We start from the raw sequence: 17,683 nt of genomic DNA, 5'->3' as shown, positions 1-17,683 counted from the left end.
TGCTGGCGGCGACTTTCTCACCGGCTGACGGCTCGTTCGAGCTGGGCCTTGGTCATGGTGGAGCGACCGCGCACGCCCTTCCGCTTCGCGTCGGCGTAGAGCTGGGCCTTGGTCCGTCCGGCCGGGCCGCGTCCGGAACGCAGCCCGCCGCGGCGACCAGAGGAGATGTCCTTCGTCGAGGTGCGGCTGCGCTGCTTCGCCTCACCGGAGCGTGCGCGTTCCTTGCTCACCGTGCGCGCCGCGATCTCCTTCGCGCGGCCCTCCGACCGGCCCTGCTGCTTCTGGCTGGCCTTGACGTGTTCGTACTGGCGTTCGCGCTTCTTGCTCCATTGTTGCTGTGGCATGGCATTTCCACCTTCACGAGCGGTTCGCCGTGCGGGGTTTCGCTGCCTCGCCGCGAGCCGACACGGCGTAGCTTGCTCTTTTCTGCCTATCAGAACGGTCTACCCGGCGCTACCGGAAACATGCATTCGCGGCCGTCGAGCGGCGTTGTACGGAAGGAGATCTGCGCACTTGCCCCGAACTTACGGTTTCCTCCGCAGGACAAGCAGATCGATCAGCGCGGTCAAGGCGACTCCGGCGCAGATCACCGCCGCGACCCATTCACCGGTGGTCGTGCCGTCCGGTCGTGCCGCGGCCCTGCCGAAGGCGATCGTTCCCGCGAGGCCACCCACGAGAGCCAGTGCCGCGAGGACCCGGCGCAGTGTGTACGCGCTTTGCGGGCGGTCGGGGTCCTCACTCATCTGCCACCCTGTCGGGCCAGCCGATCGCGTTGCGGTCGTACGACGTATTTCGGGTCACGCGCCGACTCGTGCCCCGCCTCGAAGATGCCGAACCGGGTACACAGCCCTCCGGCGAGCAGACTCACGCCCGCAAGCGCCGACAACGCCCGGTTCCGCCGCCCGACCAAAGCCAGCCCGGCGCCGACACCGGTGAGTACGCGGCCGGCGGTCAGCAGAGTGCGTACGCGTCCTTTGCGGTAGGGCTCGGCGGTGATGTCCTTCCTGCGTTCGATCCTGGTCACTGCGGCGAGCTCCAAGGCGGCACCCACCACGACGAGGCGGCGCACGGGTGGGTGGTCGGCCGGGGGCGCGGCCAGCAGCGCGGCGCCTCCCGCGCTCGCCAGCGCACTTCCCGCGAAGGCGAACGGCAGCTCGCGATAGGACTCGTGCCACACCGGGATTGCGGTGTCGGCCAGCAGAACGGCGGTGTAGGTGCACATCGCAGGCCCGAGGGCGCCAGCAGCAATGCCTACCGTACGGCCCCACCGGGGAAGGACACCGGTCGCCGCCGAGACCGCCGCCGCCGTTGCCGCCGCCGAGAACGGTGCCAGGATCCACGATCCCACCGACAAGGGCGACGTCGGCTTGAAGACCCGCAGCATGTGCAGGAAGCGGGCGGGCCGTCCGAGGTCGTGGACGAGCGTGCCCACACTCGCCGTCGCGCCGGCCGCAGCGACGTAGCGACCGGCGCGCGCGAGGCCCGGTCGTCCGGTGAGGTCGGCGACGGCCGCCGTCGTCGCCGACGCACCAGCCAACCCGCCGAGGAACAGGTAGAGCGGGGCGTCAGGCGTCTTCCAGGCGGGTTGCTTGAGGATCGGACGCCCGTAGTACGACCGGCCACTCGTCGCTGAGGTGGCCGCCTCCGGCACGTTCGGAGTCTCGCCGTGCCTCATCGCCGCCTCCGCGCGGTCACCACGAAGGACGCCGCGATGCCCGCCGCCACGCTCAGAGCGGCCACCGCCGCATGCCGCCACATCGACGGCAGGTCGCGGGTCGTCACCACCGGGTCGGGTGGCAGGCCGTAGATCTCCGGTTCGTCCAGCAGCAGGAAGAACGCGCCGTCTCCGCCCACGCCGTCGTCCGGCTGCTCGCCGTAGAGGCGGGCCGTGTCGACACCAAGCTCCCGCAGCTCGGCAACCCGGCGGTCGGCGCGTTCGCGCAGCTCGTCCAGCGGTCCGAACTGGATCGAGTCGGTCGGGCACGCCTTCGCGCATGCCGGCTCGAGCCCGACACCCAACCGGTCGTAGCACATCGTGCACTTGAATGCGCCGCCGTTGTCGGCGCGGATGTCGATGACGCCGTACGGACAGGCAGGTACGCAGTAGCCGCAGCCGTTGCAGATGTCGTCCTGGACGACGACCGTGCCGAACTCCGTACGGAACAGCGCTCCCGTCGGGCAGACGTCGAGGCACGCCGCATGGGTGCAGTGCTTGCACACATCGCTCGACATCAACCACCGCAAGGCACCGGCGTCGTCATCCCCGTTGCCCTCCGCACGGTTCTCGGCGTCCTCGCCTACCGTGCGGGCGCGGCCGTCGCCCGAGCGTGGCGGCGGTCCAATGCCTGGCATGCCGAGATCGACCGGGGCGCCACCCATTGCCGGTGCGCGTTGTTCCACGAACGCCACGTGCCGCCAGGTGCTCGCGCCGAGCGCTCCGGTGTTGTCGTACGACTGACCGAGGAGGTCGAGACCGTCCTCTGGTAGGGCGTTCCACTCCTTGCACGCCACCTCGCAGGCCTTGCAGCCGATGCAGACCGAGGTGTCGGTGAAGAACCCGACCCGCGGCGGATGGCCTTCGGGATGGCCCGCGTCGGCCGCGGGATCGGGGAGCGGCCCGGACAGTCGGTGGCCGTCGTTCATGAAGGCTCCTCCCATTCCTCTCCCGCCTCCGGCACGCGGTTGCGGTAGTGCGCCACGAAGTCCAGCAGCGCCTGCCCGTGCGGGCGCCGCCCCGGGCGGATGTCACAGGTCGCGGCCTTCGACTCCTGGATGTGCACGTTGGGATCGAGGACGACCGCCAGCAGTTCGTTGGCCGCATCACCGGTCGACAGACCGTTCGGTCCCCAGTGGTACGGCAGGCCGACCTGGTGGATGGTGCGGGTGCCGCCATCGCTTCGCCGTAGCCGGAGCGGCTTCATGCGTTCGGTGACGAGAACCCGCGCCTCGATCGCGGTTCGCGCGGAGACGATCGTCGCCCAGCCCAGGTGCGTGAGTCCGCGTTCGGCGGCGAGTTCCGGTGACACCTCGCAGAAGAACTCGGGCTGCAGCTCGGCGAGGTAGGGCAGACTCCGGCTCATCCCGCCCGCCGTGTGATGCTCGGTGAGCCGATAGGTGGTGAAGACGTACGGAAAGACCTCGCTGCCAGGCTCCCCGCCACTGGGGTGGTAACGATTGCGCCCGTCGACGTAGACCTGGCGAGCCGGGTTGGCCTGCTGGGCGTACAACGGATTGGCGACCGGCGACTCCGCCGGCTCGTAGTGGGTCGGCAGCGGCCCGTCGGTGAGCCCGGACGGCGCGAAGAGCCACGCTTTCCCGTCGGCCTGCATGATGAACGGATCCGTTCCAGACAAGGCGTCCTGCGCCGTCGCGCCCTCGGGTGGCTCGTAGTCGGGTGGCTTCGTCGGCTCGAAGTCGGGGACATCCGCTCCGGTCCAGTGCGCCTTCTCGCCGTCCCACCAGACGTAGCGTTTGCGTTCACTCCACGGCCTGCCCTGCGGGTCGGCGGACGCGCGGTTGTAGAGGATCCGCCGGTTCGCCGGCCACGCCCAGGCCCATCCGGGCGCGACCCACGACTGCTCGTGACCTGGCTGGCGATTGGCCGCGTGGTTGTGTTCGCCGGCGTAGACCCCGCAGTAGATCCAGCACCCGCAGGCGGTCGACCCGTCGTACTTGAGTTCGGTGTACGCCGACAGCGCGCCGTCCGGCCCCACGCCGTTGATCTCACGCAACACCGCCTCGGCATCAGGCTCGTCAAGTGGACCTTGCGTGGGGTAGGTCCAGGTGAGATCGAGCAGGGGACGCTCACGCGGATCGGTGGACCCGGCAAGCTTCTCCCGGATGATCCGGCCCAGGTGGTAGTAGAACCACAGGTCGCTGCGGGCGTCGCCTGGTGGCTCGACCGCCTGGTGGTGCCACTGCAGCAGCCTCTGGGTGTTGGTGAAACTGCCGTCCTTCTCCGTGTGGGCCGCCGCGGGGAGGAAGAACACCTCCGTGGGAATCTCCTCCGTCCGCAGCTCGCCGGTCTCGATCTCCGGCCCGTCCCTCCAGAACGTCGCGCTCTCGATCATCTGCAGGTCGCGTACGACGAGCCAGTCGAGGTTCGCCATCCCGAGCCGCTGCAGTTTCGCGTTGGCCGAACCGACCGCCGGATTCTCGCCGACCAGAAAGTAGCCCCTGCACTCACCGGCGAGCTGGTTCATCACCGTCTGGTAGGTGCCGTGGTCGCCGGTGAGTCTCGGCAGATAGTCGAAACAGAAGTCGTTGTCCGCGGTCGCCGCGTCGCCCCACCATGCCTTGAGCAGGCTCACGACGTAGGAGCGCATGTTGCCCCAGAACCCTGCCTGCGCGGAATCGGTTGCCACGAACGTGTCGAGATCCAGCCGCTCGTGCGCATGCGGCATCGGGATGTAACCCGGCAGGATGTTGAAGAGCGTCGGAATGTCGGTCGAGCCCTGGATGCTCGCGTGGCCACGCAGGGCGAGAATGCCGCCGCCCGGCCGGCCGATGTTGCCGAGCAGGGTCTGCAGGATCGCCGCCGTACGGATGTACTGCACACCGACCGTGTGCTGCGTCCAGCCGACCGAGTAGCAGAAGGCGGTGGTGCGTTCACGGCCCGAGTTCTCGGTGATCGCCTGCGCCACTTGGAGAAACTGCTCGACCGGAATGCCGCAGGTCTCCTCGACCACCTCCGGTGTGTAACGCGCGAAGTGTCGCTTCAGCACCTGGTAGACGCAGCGTTCGTGTTCCAGCGTGAGGTCGAGGCTCGGTTTGGCCGTGAGTGCGGCGCCGCCGCTTCCGTACGTCTCGGCGCGGGCCGCCTCGCGGTGCCTTCGCCCGCCGTGAGTCGTGCCCACGGAGGTGTCGTCGCGCTCCCCGGCCGCCGCCGTGACCTCCTCGGCTCCGTCGTACATCCAGGTGTGGACGTCGTAGTGTCGGCTGTCCGGGTCGTATCCGGAGAAGAGTCCGTCGAGGTCCTCGGTGTCGCGGAAGTCCTCGCGCAGGATCGCGGGCGCGTTCGTGTAGGCGAGAAGGTAGTCGCGGAACTCGAGGCCGTTCTGCAGGACGTAGTTGACGAGACCGCCGAGGAACGCGATGTCCGATCCGGCCCGCAGCGGCACGTGCAGGTCGGCGACCGCGCTCGTACGGGTGAACCGCGGATCGACGTGGATGACCTTCGCACCCCGCGACTTCGCCTCCATCACCCACTGGAACCCGACCGGATGGCACTCAGCCATGTTCGAACCCTGGATGAGGATGCAGTCGGAGTTCTGCAGGTCCTGCTGGAACGTCGTGGCGCCGCCGCGACCGAAGGAGGTTCCCAGACCGGGAACCGTGGAGGAGTGTCAAATGCGGGCCTGGTTCTCGATCTGGATCGCTCCGAGCGCGGTGTAGAGCTTCTTCATCAGGTAGTTCTCTTCGTTGTCCAACGTGGCGCCACCGAGACTGGCGATGCCCATCGTCCGCCGGACCTTGCGCCCGTCAACCTCGTCCTGCCAGGTGTCACGGCGGGTCTTGAGCACCCTGTCGGCGATCATGTCCATCGCCCGCTCGAGCGGCAGTGGCTCCCAGTCCCTTGCGTACGGACGGCGATAGAGAACGCTCGTGACGCGGCTCGGGCTGGTGACGAGCTGCTTGCTGGCCGAACCTTTCGGGCAGAGCCTGCCGCGCGAGATCGGCGAGTCGGGATCGCCCTCGATCTGGGTGACCGCACCGTCCTTGACATAGACCTTCTGCCCGCAGCCGACGGCGCAGTACGGACAGATCGACCTCACCACCTTGTCGGCGTCGGCGGTGCGGGGGCGGAGGCTGCGGGTCCTCGCCGACATCGCCGCGACCCCCCGGCCGAGCGCGTCGGCACCTGTGAGCTGTCGATAGACGGGCCAGTCCTTGATCGTCAGCTGACGAAGCCACTGTCGTACGCCCATGATCGCCTCCTCCGGAGCGCACGTTCCCGGTGGCCGGTGGCGCAAACCCTGCCGACCGATGATCGGTGTGCCTACCAGTGATCGGTGAGGTGTCCGCGAGGCCGGAAGTAGTTCCGCCACCGTTCGTCGAGTGCGGGCGGGACGTCCGGGTGGTCGCGCCTGACCAGGGCCGCGTGCACCCGCCAGAGCGTGTCGTGCGGTCGTACGTAGATGTCGTCGGCTGTGACCAGGATGACGTTCCACCCCAGGTCGCGCAGCAGCTCGCGGGCAGCCACATCGTGCCGCCACTTGCGTTTGCTGAGCCGGTGCAGGTGCCGTCGTATTCGATCGCGATCCGTTGCGCGGCGTAGGCGAGGTCGACCGTGGCGACCCACCGATGGTCGTCCAGCACCTCGACGCCCGGCTCCGGCTCGGGCAGCCCCGCGAGGGCGAGCAGAAGTCGCACCCGGGTCTCCATCGGTGAGTCGACTCTCCCGCGGACGAACGGAGCCGCTGCCCGGATCGCTGACGATCCTCGCCCCGAGGCCCGGTTCGCGGCGTCCTGAAGCTCGCCAACGCTCGCGAGGCTTCGCCGGACCATGGCGTCTCCCAGCACTACGGCGTCGATCAGGCCGATCGACCGACTCAGATCCAGGAAGGTCCGGACCGGTGTTGTCGTTCGTACGCCGCGAGATGCCGTGACCGCGCCCTCGACGGATGCCCGGTGGGCGAGAATCCCGTTGCCACGTGGCGCGGCTGTGCCTGGCGGAACGGTGACGTGCAGGTGCGAGGTGGACGGTACGGGCAGATCACGGAGCCCGGCGGCCGTGTGATGGCTGAACACCGCCGAGGCCGGCAGGATCAGGGCGGCGGCCTCGACGCGCAGCCGCAGCGTGTCCGGCAGGCAGGACGCAGCGTAGACGCCGTGGAAGAGGCGGCGGAACTGTCGGGTCCGAACCAGCTGGTCAGGCAATCCCCACCGACGAAGGTCGCTGAGACGGAACGGCCCAGTCAGGAGTGCGGCGGGCAGCTCCCTTCTCGGCATGGTCGGAAAGCATGCCGTCAAGCCGACCGGACGCGCCGCAGCTGTCCACAGGCAGCTGGGTTCGGAGGCGCGCGGTGCCACCTCGGGCGTGACTGTGCGCAAACTGTAGGTTTTGGACGGCGAAACCTACAGTTTGCGCACACTCGATCGTGTCCGGCCGCGGCTCGGGTCGCCGATCGAGGCCCGATCGAGGCCCGATCGTGTCCCGGCCCCAATCGTGTGCGGAACCGCGTCAACGGAGGCGGTGGGTGCCGTCCGCGAGGCGTTCGGTGATGCCGTTCGCCTGGAGGAGCTCGAGCAGGGGGACCGCCACGCGGCGGGTCGTGCCGAGCGCGATCCTCGCCTGGCTGAGGGTGAACGGTTGGGGCAGATCGGCAAGGATGGCGCGCGCCTGGTCGTCCGCGTTCGGCAGCAGCACGACGCCGTCGGCGATCCTCAGCAGTCGGCCGGCGCGTACGGCGGCGGCGATCTCGCGCGTGCCCATGCCCAGGGCGCTGAGCCGATGCGCGTCCGGCGACGCAAAGGGCGCAGCGCCCAGGTCCTCCTCGATCGCGCGGACGGCCTTCTCCAGGTGCGGCGGCAGAACCGGGCCGTCACCATCACCATCGCCGTCGCCCGGGCGGCGGACGAGGCCGTCACGAAGGTCGAGCCCGGCGGCCGCGACCAGCGCGTGAAACAGGTTCGACGGCAGGGCGGGGGACAGGTCGAGTCGTTGGCGCAGCGCGTCGGCCGGCATACCGGCGGCGAGCGGGTTCGCGGCGGTCCAGGTGGCCAGGACGTCGGCCGCCTGGCGGACGAGGCGCGCCCAGTGGGAGTCGTCGGCGTACCAGCCCTCGGCCGGTGTCGTCGCTCCGGTAGGTGCCGGCAGCCCGCGCACGAGGAACTCCTGTCCTCTCACGATGCCGCCGTCGCGCAGGACGAGCGTTGCCAGCCGGTCGAAGCGGAGTGCTGGTAGGCCGGCAGCTCGCGCTGCCGCACTGGCGGCGCTGGCCGCATTGGCTGCACTGGCGGCGCCGGCCCCACTGGCCGCACCGGCCGCACTGGCCGCACTGGCCGCAGGTCCGATCGCACCCGCGAGGTCGGCGGCGCGGGTCCGGGCGGCGCCGCGCCGACGGAGTTCCGGCGGGCGTACGTCCAGGACGACCACCCCGGCAACCACCCGCTTCCGGCCGGGATCGCGCAGGAGTCCACGGTCGCCGGTTCGCAGGGGGAGCGGGCGCGCCAAGCAGAGCCGTGCCGTCGTCGCGTCGAACGCCCGTACCCGCACAGGCACGGCGGCCGAGCCGACGTGGAGGACGAGGCGTTCGGCAATGGCGCCAGGTCCGCTGGGGTCGGAACGCTCTCCATCGTCGGCGTACCGCAGGGTGACGTCGACGACCTCGGTGGCGAGCCACGACTCGGGCGTGAGGAGCGCGGCGCCCCGGCCCACCTCGGACCGCTCCACGCCCCGCAGGTTGACCGCGACCCGTGCCACTGCTGCCACCCCGGTGGAGTCCCGCCCCAGCGCCTGCAGCCCCCGCACCCGAACCCGCGCCCGATCCCGACCGCGGTCGGGATCCGCCGAGGCAAGCTCCAGCTCGTCATCCACTCGCAACGTCCCCGCGCCCAGCGTGCCGGTCACGACGGTCCCCGCACCGCGCACGCTGAACACCCGATCGACCCACAGGCGTACGTCCGCATCGGGATCCGCGCACGGCAGCCTCTCGGTCAGCTCGACCAGCGCACGCTCCAACCGATCCATGCCGGCGCCGGTCTCACCGCTCACCGTGACTGACGGCACCCCGCCGAGGGTCGTCTCCGCCAGCCGCGCCAAGGCCTCCACCCGTGCGGGCTCGGGGTCGGCGAGGTCGGATCTGGTCACCACCAGCAGGCCGTGCCGTACGCCGAGCGCGTCGAGCGCGGCAAGGTGTTCGGCGGACTGCGGTTGCCACCCCTCGTCGGCCGCGACGACGAACACGCACGCCGGCACCGGCCCCACGCCGGCCAGCATGTTGGGCACGAACCGCTCGTGCCCTGGTACGTCGACGAACGCCAACTCCCCGCCGTCCGGCAGCGTCATCCACGCGAAGCCGAGGTCGATCGTGAGCCCGCGGCGGCGTTCCTCGGCCCACCGGTCGGGCTCCATCCCGGTCAGCCGCCGGACCAGCGTCGACTTGCCGTGGTCGACGTGACCGGCGGTCGCTACGACGTACACCGCGCGTGGGCCGCCTTCACGGCTCCGAGGAGGTGGTTGTCGGCGTCGTCGGGGACGGTGCGCAGATCGAGGACGCAGCGGTCCCGCCACACCCGGCCGACCACCGGCGGGTCGCCCAGCCGCAACGGCGACGCCCAGTCCGCGGGGACGCCGAGGCCCCAGCTCGCCAGCTCGACCTCCGGCGCGCCGCCACCACCGACGACCGACACGCACGACACCACGTCGACCGCGATCCCGCTGTCGGTGAGGCTGCGCGCAAGCCGCACGGCGCGGGCCCGCAGGTCGTCGGGATCGGCGTCCAGTGCCGCCACCACCGGAGGAGCGGGACCACGCAGGGTCGCCTCGAGCGCGGCGAGGGTGAGCTTGTCGACCCGGAACGCCCGCGCCGCCGGATGCCGCCGAAGCTTCTCGACGACCTCGGCCGCGCCCAGGAGCAGGCCCGCCTGCGGACCGCCGAGCAGCTTGTCGCCGCTCGCGGTCACCAGCGTCGCCCCAGCTCGTAGCGTGCTCGACGCGTCAGGCTCGTCGGGCAGCCGCGGGTGCGGCCGCAGCAGCCCGGAGCCGATGTCGACGACCACCGGGACGTCGAGAGTCGCCAGCTCGTCCACGGTCGGCGCGGCGGTGAACCCGGTGATGACGAAGTTCGACGGATGGATCCGGAGGACGAAACCTGTCCGTGGCCCGATCGCCCGGCGATAGTCGTCGAGCGTCGTGCGGTTCGTCGTACCGACCTCGCGGATGTGGACTCCGCTCGCCGCGAGCAGTTCCGGGATCCGGAACCCGTCACCGATCTCGACGAACTCGCCGCGGCTGAGCAGGATCTCACCGTTCGTACCGGCCAAGGTCATCGCGGCCAGCAGCAGCGCGGCGGCATTGTTGTTGACGATGTGGACGCCGCCGGCTTCGGGTACGGCATCGGCGAGCGTGTCGAGAGCGCCCCTGCCCCGCCGGGCGCGCGCGCCGGTCGCCAGGTCGAACTCCACGTCCGTCGGTCCTGCCGCGACCTGGAGTGCCTCGCGGGCGGCGGCCGAGAGCGCGGCCCGACCGAGGTTCGTGTGGACGATCACGCCGGTGGCGTTGACGACCGTACGCAGGGAGGTGGTGTGTCGTGGGAGCGCGGCGAGGACGACGTCGACGACGTCCTCCGGCGCCACCTGGCCCGCCCGGGCCCGGCGCTGTACCTCGGTGACCGTCGCCTTCACCGCCGGCCGGCCCAGGGCTTCGACGGCCCCGGCGACCCGGGGGTCGTCGAGCACCAGACCGGTGGCGGGGATGCGTCGGCGCGGGTCAGTCATCGCGGTCAGGGTGGGTCGCGAGTCGCGGACGGGTGGGTGCTGTGCCACTCGGGGTATGACGCTGGGTGACGTGGCGGAGGCGGACGGGAATCGAACCCGCCAGCGACAGATCCTGCCGCTCATCGGTGTTGAAGACCGTGCCGGCCACCAGGCCGGAGACGCCTCCTCGGAGCATGTACGTCATCCTGGCAGGCAGAGGTGGGCGGCTCGTCGCATACGCGCCCCGGCCGGGGGATGTTTGTCAGCGGACATCGAACGGACAGGTGGGACATGACGGCGACTCAGGCGATCCGGCTGACGCAGTACGCCCACGGCGGCGGGTGTGCCTGCAAGATCCCTCCCGGCGAGCTGGAGGAGATCGTTGCCGGCCTTGCGGGCGGTGGGCTCGCGGGTGGTGGGCTCGCGGGCGGTGGTGTTGGGGCCAGCGGCGGCGCTGAACCGCCGGGGGAGCTGCTGGTGGGTCTCGACTCCGGCGACGACGCCGCGGTGGTCCGCATCCAGGACGGCCTCGCGATCGTCGCGACGACCGACTTCTTCACGCCCGTCGTCGACGACGCGTACGACTGGGGCCGGATCGCCGCCGCCAACGCGCTCTCCGACGTCTACGCGATGGGCGGCCGGCCGGTCGTCGCGCTCAACCTGCTGGGCTGGCCCCGTGACGTTCTTCCGTTCGAGCTGGCGAGCGAGGTGCTCCGTGGCGGTCTCGCGGTCGCGGCGCAGGCCGGCTGCCACGTGGCCGGTGGGCACAGTGTCGACGACCCCGAGCCGAAGTACGGCATGGCGGTCACTGGGCTCGCCGATCCGGCGGGTCTGATCCGCAACGACGCCGGCCGGCCCGGACAGCCGCTGACCCTCACCAAGCCCCTCGGCATCGGCGTACTCAACGCCCGGCACAAGGCGACCGGCGAACGGTTCGACGAAGCGGTGGCGACCATGACCACGCTCAACGCGGCCGCCGCACAGGCGGCGGTAGGAGGCGGCGTCCGCGCCGGTACCGACGTCACCGGCTTCGGTCTCCTGGGCCACCTCTACAAGCTCGCGCGGGCCAGTGGCGTGAGCGCGGTCGTGGACGCGGCCGCCGTGCCCTATCTGGCGGGTGCGCGGGAGGCCGTCCGCGACGGTTACGTCAGCGGCGGTACGAAGCGCAACCTCGACTGGGTGGCACCCCATGCCGACCTGCACGGCGTCGATGCCGACGAGGCGTTCCTGCTCGCCGATGCCCAGACCTCGGGTGGACTGCTCCTCGCCGGCGAAATCTCCGGCGCTCCCGTGATCGGCGAGCTCGTGCCGCGAGGCGAGCACATCCTCAGCGTCCGATGAACGACGCACACCACCGGGACGCGGACGCGCCACTCCGGATGACGGATGCGCAACACCGGGAGATGAGGAACGCGCAACACCGGGAGACGCAGCGGGCGGTGTCCGGTTTCCGGGGGGACATCGAAGGGCTACGGGGTCTCGCCGTCCTCCTCGTCCTGGTGTTCCACGCCGGGGTCCCAGCGGTCTCTGGGGGGTTCGTCGGCGTCGACGTCTTCTTCGTGATCTCCGGGTTCCTGATCACCGGCCTGATCGTCAGGGAGGTGCGTACGACCGGTCGGCTCAGCCTGGCGAGGTTCTATGCGCGGCGGGCGAGGCGGCTGCTCCCGGCTGCCGCGGTCGTGCTCGCAGCCGTCGCTGCGCTCACCGTGGCAGCGCTCCCTCCGATCCGGTGGAGCGGGGTCGCGGGCGATCTGGCGGCCAGCGCGCTGTATGCGGTCAACTGGCGCCTCGCCGACCAGGCCGTCGACTACATGGCGTCGGAGCAGGCGTCGAGCCCGGTCCAACACTTCTGGTCCCTCGCGGTCGAGGAGCAGTTCTACCTGGTGTGGCCGCTGGTGTTGCTGGCGCTGGTCTGGTGGCACCGGCGTACGGGATGGTCGCTCGACCGCACCCTGCTCGCGGGCCTCGCGATCGTCGCCCTGCCGTCGCTGGTGTGGTCGGTCAGCCTCACGCAGGTGGAGCCGGGGCGGGCGTACTTCGTGTCGACCACGCGCGCATGGGAGCTCGCCATCGGCGCGGCCCTCGCGATCGGGGCCGTCCGGCTGAGCCGGTTGCCTCGGGCGGCCATGGTCTGGGCGGGATGGTTGGGCGTGTTCGCGATCGTGGTCGCGGCGTTGGCCTATGGCTCTTCGACGCTGTTTCCGGGGTACGCCGCGCTGCTGCCCACGGTCGGCGCCGCCCTGGTGATCATGGCCGGCCTGGCGGGGCGTGGCAGGAACGCGGCGGGGACTGGTGGGGCGGCGGGGTACGGGAGAGGCGTCGGGCGGTTCCTGTCTGTCGCCCCGATGCGCGCGGTCGGGGCTCTGTCGTACTCCCTCTATCTCTGGCACTGGCCGCTGCTCGTCGCCGCCGAGGCGGCCTGGGGCGCGCTGTCGGTCGTCGAAGGGATCCTTGTCGTCAGCCTCTCGTTCGTGCCGGCGTGGCTGACCTACCGGCTGGTCGAGTCGCCGGTGCGGCGTTCCGGACGCCTGGTCGCCGTGCCCCGGCGCGCGTTGCTGATGGGGGCGGCGTGCACGGCGGCTGGCGTGGCCGGCGCTGTGGTTGTCCACGCGGCTGTCCCGCCTCCGCCGCAGGTCACCGCGAGTGCCGGAAGTAGACCGGCGACACAGGCGCTCGCCGAGACCAGCAAACGTCCGACCGCGAAGCCTCCACCGCAGGACGAGCCGACCTCGATCACCCTCGACCCCCTGAAGGCACGCGAGGACAAGGGCCCGATCTACCGCCCGCAGTGCCATCAGGACCAGCCGAGCGCGGAGCTGCAGTTCTGTGCGTACGGCGATCTGGGGTCGGACAAGGTGATGGTCCTCGCCGGCGACTCCCACGCGGCTCAGTGGCAGCCGGCCCTCGCGGCCATCGCGACACGCCACGGGTGGCGGCTGGAGACCTACACGAAGTCTGCCTGCGGATTCTTCGACGTCGAGGTGGGAGTCGGCGAGCCGGCTGTTCCGTACCCCGCCTGCACCGCCTGGAACGCCAAGCTCCTCCAGCGGCTCACCGGCCCCGACCGGCCGGACCTGGTGGTGACGAGCAGCGACACCAACTATCAGGTCGTACGCGGTGGGTCGATCCTCGACCCACAGGCCAGCCGGCCGGCGTACGTCTCCGGGCTGCGGCGGAGTTGGCAGGCGGTCCGCGCGGCGGGTGTGCCGCTCGTCGTCATCCGGAATACGCCGAGGGTGAACATCGACGTACCCGACTGCCTCTCCGCGCATCCTCGTGACCTTGCCGCGTGCGCGGTACCCAGGGAGCGTGCGATGGCGATGTCCACCGACGACCAGATCCGTGCCGCCGAGGGGCTCGCCGGCGTGGACCTCGTCGATCTGACCGATGACGTCTGCCCGGCGCCGCGATGCGCCCCCGTGATCGGGACCATGATCGTCTGGCGGGACGCTCACCACATCACGGCGACCTACGCACGTTCGCTCGCCCCGCGGCTCGACCGGGCGATGGCGCAGGCGATCGGCGGCCGGACATCATCCACTGCGGAGTAGTGGTCAACCGAGGCGTCCATGGGTCAACCACTTCTCCGCATCGGATGCCTGGGCCCCGAATCCGCGACCTTGACCTCAAGAATGGTTGAGGTTCTAGTGTCGAGCCTGCCACGCACGGACGGTTCCGAGCGCGGGTACCAGATCCCGCCAGCGGGGAAGGGCAGGAACGATGACGGCAGACTCCGCGATCCTGGTGACGGGCGCGACCGGCAAGGTGGGACGAAACGTCGTCACGCAGCTGATCGACGCCGGTGCCAGCGTCCGCGCACTGACCCGCCATCCGCACGCTGCCGCGTTACCGGCCGGCGCGAGTGTCGTGGAGGGTGACCTGTCCGCGCCGGAGACTTTCGCCGGCAGCCTGGAGGGCGTATCGGCGGCGTTCCTGGTCTGGCCGTTCCTCACCGCCGACGCCGCGCCAGGCGTGCTCGAGGCGCTGGTCGAGAAGCGAGTCCGCAGGGTCGTCTACCTGTCCGCTTCGGGCGTACGAAGGGAACGTGCGCGCCAGTCCGACCCCATCACGCAGTTTCACGCCGATCTCGAGCGGCTGATCGAGGAGGCCGGACTGGACGGACCGGACGGACTGGAGTGGACCTTCCTGCGGGCGGGAGGGTTCGCGAGCAACGATCTCGGGTGGGCGGCGCAGATCCATGAGGAAGGCGTCGTACGCGCTCCGTTCGGCGACGCCGGCAGGTCGGTCATCCACGAGCGGGACATCGCCGCCGTCGCCGCCCACACGCTGACCCACCCGGACCACCGCGGGAAGGCTTACGTCCTGACTGGCCCCGAGACGCTCACCACCCGCGAACGGGTCCGCATCGTCGGTGACGTCATCGGCCGGTCGCTGCGCTTCGAGGAGATCTCCTCCGAGGACGCCCGGGCCCAGTACCTCGCGGACGGATGGCCGGTGTCGGTGGTCGATGGCATTCTGCACGCCCACGCCGAGATGGTGACGGCACCCGAACAGGTCACCCCTGCGGTCGAAGACCTCACAGGAGCGCCGGCTCTCACCTACCGTCAGTGGGCGATCGACCACGCCGATGACTTTCGCTAGTCCAGGCGGTCAGAGCAGGTACGAGGAGCGAGCAGACCGCCCAGCGGTCCGACAACAGCGGTCCGTCAACAGCGGTCCGCCAACAGCCCAGGTAGCAGTAGTCCGAGCCCAGCAGTTCGACGATCAACGCAGAACCCCGACAGGTGGAGTACGCATGGACATGGAAGTCACCGCGTGGATGTCGCTTTACCACGCGATGAACGCACAGGACGACCGACGCCCGTTCTCCCGTGCGACGCTGCGCCGGATCGGTGGATTCGCCCGCCCGCACCGTGCCCAGCTGGTGCGGTTCCTGGTGCTCAGCATCGTGACCGCGACGCTGGCGGTGGCGACGCCCGTGCTCGCGGGCCGGGTCGTCAACGCGATCTTCCAGGGCCGGTCGATCACCCTGGTGCTCGGACTGGCCGGCCTCATCGCCGCCATCGCCGTCGCCGAGGCCGGACTCGGGCTGGCGACGCGGTGGCTCTCGGCCCGCATCGGTGAGGGTCTCATCCTCGACCTGCGCACGGCAGTGTTCGACCACGTCCAGCGGATGCCGATCGCGTTCTTCACCCGCACCCGCACCGGCGCCCTCGTCAGCCGGCTCAACAACGACGTCATCGGCGCCCAACGGGCGTTCAGCGACACGCTGTCCGGTGTGGTGAGCAACCTCGTGACACTCGTCCTCACCCTCGTGGTGATGCTCGGGCTGTCGTGGCAGATCACCCTGATCTCTCTCGTACTCCTGCCAGTGTTCGTCCTTCCCGCCCGACGGATGGGCACCCGCCTGGCCCGGCTCGAACGCGAAGCGGCCAACCACAACGCCGCGATGGGTACGCAGATGACGGAGCGGTTCTCCGCACCCGGCGCCACGCTGGTCAAGCTGTTCGGCCGGCCGTCGCGGGAGTCCGCCGAGTTCGCCCAGCGGGCCAGGCGGGTGCGCGACATCGGCGTACGCACGGCCATGGTGCAGACGATCTTCATCACCGCGCTGACCCTCGTCTCCGCCCTCGCGCTCGCCGTGGTCTACGGCGTCGGCGGGTTCTACGCCCTGCGCGGACAGCTCGATCCCGGCGCCGTGGTCGCACTCGCCCTGCTGCTCACCCGGCTGTACGCACCGCTCACCGCACTCGCCAGCGCCCGTGTCGAGGTGATGAGCGCCCTGGTGAGCTTCGAGCGGGTCTTCGAGGTGCTCGACCTGAAGCCACTGATCGCGGAGAAGGCCGGCGCGCGGAAGGTGCCCGACGGTCCCGTGTCGGTGGAGTTCGATGGGGTCCACTTCGGTTACCCGTCGGCCGACAAGGTGTCGCTCGCCTCCCTCGAGGAGGTCGCGAAGCTGGACCAGCGCGGCGGTGTCGAGGTGCTGCACGACGTGTCGTTCCGTGCCGAGGCGGGACAGATGGTGGCGTTGGTCGGCTCCTCCGGTGCCGGCAAGTCGACGATCGCGCAGCTCGTCCCGCGGCTCTACGACGTCGAGGAGGGGGCCGTACGCCTGTCGGGGGTGGACGTCCGTGATCTGACCGCCGACTCGATCCGCGACACGCTGGGGATGGTGACCCAGGACGGTCACCTGTTCCATGAGTCCGTACGCGCGAACCTGCTCCTGGCCCGGCCCGAGGCGACGGAGGACGAGGTCTGGGACGTCCTGCGGCGGGCCCGCCTCGACGAGCTCATCACCGCCATGCCCGAAGGGCTCGACACGGTGGTGGGCGAACGCGGCTACCGGCTCTCCGGCGGCGAACGCCAGCGACTGACCATCGCCCGACTCCTGCTTGCCCGGCCACGGGTGGTGATCCTCGACGAGGCGACCGCCCACCTCGACTCGACATCGGAGGCCGCTGTGCAGGCGGCGCTGGGGGAGGCGCTCGCCGGCCGTACCGCCGTGGTGATCGCGCACCGGCTGTCCACGGTCCGTGCGGCCGACCTCATCCTGGTGGTCGAGGAGGGTCGGATCGTGGAGCGCGGTACCCACACCGAGCTGCTCGCGGCGGGCGGACGGTACGAAGAGCTGTACCGCACCCAGTTCGACCAGCCCAGCTCGCCGAACGGGTCGGCCGCACTCGCTGAGGAGACCGGGCCCGGGGCACCGGCCGCATCGACCGACGGAGCGGCAGTCGTTGGTTAACTGCTCGCCGGCGCCCGAGGCTGCCCGCCCGAGGGGATCAGGCTGATCGCCAACGAGCCTGGCCTACGACGGACGTAAGGCCGCCGCCCGCCAGAGCGTGATGCGCTGGGGCGTCGCATAGCCGTCCACCGAGTTCGGCACTCAGCATGCCGTGAAGCGCGCGTTGACCAACGTGCCCGCTCGACGGTCGACTCGCTTGAAATCCCTCTACGATGCCGGCTGAGCCAGGACATGAAACCCACGAAAGCTAAGGAGTTCTTCTTCGACGTAGCTGCCGAAGTACATCCTGAAGGTGGTGGTTGAACACCTCTCCGGCCTTCCTATTGCCGTCTCGGTCACGGACCACGCCGCTCAGAGTAGTGGCGTCCAGCAAAGTGGTGTACGGCAGGCGCTCGGTGATGGGCGTGTCGTAGACGTGTAGGGCGGTCATTGCGTGATCCTTTGGAAGACCTTCCACAGTGCTTCTGAAGGAGTTCTCGCGATGACCGCGACACCAAGTATTACCCCTGACCGGTTCCTGCACGAGCAGTTGGCGGCCGCGTCGCCGGATCTGCTGCG

General features: G+C 70.3%; 12 protein-coding genes, 1 tRNA gene and 1 pseudogene. 4 read left to right on the top strand and 10 right to left on the bottom strand.

Annotated features, from left to right (window positions below; translation table 11 throughout):
• Nucleotides 1–17: 17 nt before the first annotated feature.
• From ABN034_RS28275 to ABN034_RS28235, 10 genes and pseudogenes are all read right to left on the bottom strand, one after another.
• Nucleotides 18–344: a plasmid stabilization protein gene (locus ABN034_RS28275; RefSeq protein ID WP_349694027.1), complete on the bottom strand. Its 327-nt coding sequence runs from the start codon at nucleotides 342–344 to the stop codon at nucleotides 18–20.
• 180 nt (nucleotides 345–524) lie between these two features.
• Nucleotides 525–743: a hypothetical protein gene (locus ABN034_RS28270; RefSeq protein WP_349330597.1), complete on the bottom strand. Its 219-nt coding sequence runs from the start codon at nucleotides 741–743 to the stop codon at nucleotides 525–527.
• Nucleotides 740–1,675, bottom strand: a complete 936-nt coding sequence (gene nrfD / locus ABN034_RS28265) for an NrfD/PsrC family molybdoenzyme membrane anchor subunit (protein ID WP_349694026.1) — start codon at nucleotides 1,673–1,675, stop codon at nucleotides 740–742. The genes ABN034_RS28270 and nrfD overlap by 4 nt, the downstream gene beginning before the upstream one ends.
• Nucleotides 1,672–2,643, bottom strand: coding sequence for a 4Fe-4S dicluster domain-containing protein (locus ABN034_RS28260; RefSeq protein WP_349694025.1), 972 nt, complete (start codon nucleotides 2,641–2,643; stop codon nucleotides 1,672–1,674). Before ABN034_RS28260 ends, nrfD begins: the two co-directional genes overlap by 4 nt.
• Nucleotides 2,640–5,333: pseudogene (fdh, locus tag ABN034_RS28255) on the bottom strand (formate dehydrogenase); the annotation flags it as partial. The gene ABN034_RS28260 and the pseudogene fdh, both read right to left, overlap by 4 nt.
• Nucleotides 5,334–5,345: 12 nt before the next feature.
• Entirely contained in the window at nucleotides 5,346–5,927 is a 582-nt protein-coding gene (locus ABN034_RS34620) for a hypothetical protein (protein ID WP_502879106.1), read from the bottom strand.
• Nucleotides 5,928–5,998: 71 nt separating this feature from the next.
• Complete coding sequence (locus ABN034_RS28250; RefSeq protein WP_349694023.1) at nucleotides 5,999–6,202, bottom strand: hypothetical protein; 204 nt, start codon at nucleotides 6,200–6,202, stop codon at nucleotides 5,999–6,001.
• 981 nt (nucleotides 6,203–7,183) lie between these two features.
• Nucleotides 7,184–9,145, bottom strand: coding sequence for a selenocysteine-specific translation elongation factor (gene selB, locus ABN034_RS28245; protein WP_349694022.1), 1,962 nt, complete (start codon nucleotides 9,143–9,145; stop codon nucleotides 7,184–7,186).
• A complete protein-coding gene (selA, locus tag ABN034_RS28240; RefSeq protein ID WP_349694021.1) occupies nucleotides 9,133–10,440 on the bottom strand; it encodes an L-seryl-tRNA(Sec) selenium transferase in 1,308 nt (435 codons plus the stop codon). Before selA ends, selB begins: the two co-directional genes overlap by 13 nt.
• A gap of 71 nt (nucleotides 10,441–10,511) precedes the next feature.
• Nucleotides 10,512–10,606 (bottom strand) — tRNA-Sec (locus ABN034_RS28235).
• 104 nt (nucleotides 10,607–10,710) lie between these two features.
• Here ABN034_RS28235 and selD point away from each other — a divergent pair.
• The 4 genes from selD to ABN034_RS28215 all read left to right on the top strand — a co-directional run bounded on the left by selD (nucleotide 10,711) and on the right by ABN034_RS28215 (nucleotide 17,125).
• Nucleotides 10,711–11,760, top strand: a complete 1,050-nt coding sequence (gene selD, locus ABN034_RS28230; protein ID WP_349694020.1) for a selenide, water dikinase SelD — start codon at nucleotides 10,711–10,713, stop codon at nucleotides 11,758–11,760.
• Nucleotides 11,757–13,970, top strand: a complete 2,214-nt coding sequence (locus ABN034_RS28225) for an acyltransferase family protein (RefSeq protein WP_349694019.1) — start codon at nucleotides 11,757–11,759, stop codon at nucleotides 13,968–13,970. The genes selD and ABN034_RS28225 overlap by 4 nt, the downstream gene beginning before the upstream one ends.
• 169 nt (nucleotides 13,971–14,139) lie before the next feature.
• Nucleotides 14,140–15,021 carry an NmrA family NAD(P)-binding protein gene (locus tag ABN034_RS28220; RefSeq protein WP_349694018.1) on the top strand — a complete coding sequence of 294 codons (882 nt, stop codon included), beginning with the start codon at nucleotides 14,140–14,142 and terminating at the stop codon, nucleotides 15,019–15,021.
• Nucleotides 15,022–15,175: 154 nt separating this feature from the next.
• The gene (locus ABN034_RS28215) at nucleotides 15,176–17,125 is read left to right on the top strand and encodes an ABC transporter ATP-binding protein (protein WP_349694017.1); all 1,950 of its coding nucleotides are present in this window, start codon (nucleotides 15,176–15,178) and stop codon (nucleotides 17,123–17,125) included.
• Nucleotides 17,126–17,683: the final 558 nt, after the last annotated feature.

Origin of the sequence: Actinopolymorpha sp. B11F2 (genome assembly GCF_040195635.1) — a bacterium.
GTDB lineage: Bacteria > Actinomycetota > Actinomycetes > Propionibacteriales > Actinopolymorphaceae > Thermasporomyces.
Note: the sequence above shows the minus strand (reverse complement) of the source record. Positions and strands in the feature narration are given on the sequence as shown.

Bases quoted from the DNA above. Each gene is read 5' to 3' on its own strand.
- ABN034_RS28275 (WP_349694027.1), bottom strand. From the start codon at position 344: ATGCCACAGCAACAATGGAGCAAGAAGCGCGAACGCCAGTACGAACAC.
- ABN034_RS28270 (WP_349330597.1), bottom strand. From the start codon at position 743: ATGAGTGAGGACCCCGACCGCCCGCAAAGCGCGTACACACTGCGCCGG.
- nrfD (WP_349694026.1), bottom strand. From the start codon at position 1,675: ATGAGGCACGGCGAGACTCCGAACGTGCCGGAGGCGGCCACCTCAGCG.
- ABN034_RS28260 (WP_349694025.1), bottom strand. From the start codon at position 2,643: ATGAACGACGGCCACCGACTGTCCGGGCCGCTCCCCGATCCCGCGGCC.
- ABN034_RS34620 (WP_502879106.1), bottom strand. From the start codon at position 5,927: ATGGGCGTACGACAGTGGCTTCGTCAGCTGACGATCAAGGACTGGCCC.
- selA (WP_349694021.1), bottom strand. From the start codon at position 10,440: ATGACTGACCCGCGCCGACGCATCCCCGCCACCGGTCTGGTGCTCGAC.
- selD (WP_349694020.1), top strand. From the start codon at position 10,711: ATGACGGCGACTCAGGCGATCCGGCTGACGCAGTACGCCCACGGCGGC.
- ABN034_RS28225 (WP_349694019.1), top strand. From the start codon at position 11,757: ATGAACGACGCACACCACCGGGACGCGGACGCGCCACTCCGGATGACG.
- ABN034_RS28220 (WP_349694018.1), top strand. From the start codon at position 14,140: ATGACGGCAGACTCCGCGATCCTGGTGACGGGCGCGACCGGCAAGGTG.
- ABN034_RS28215 (WP_349694017.1), top strand. From the start codon at position 15,176: ATGGACATGGAAGTCACCGCGTGGATGTCGCTTTACCACGCGATGAAC.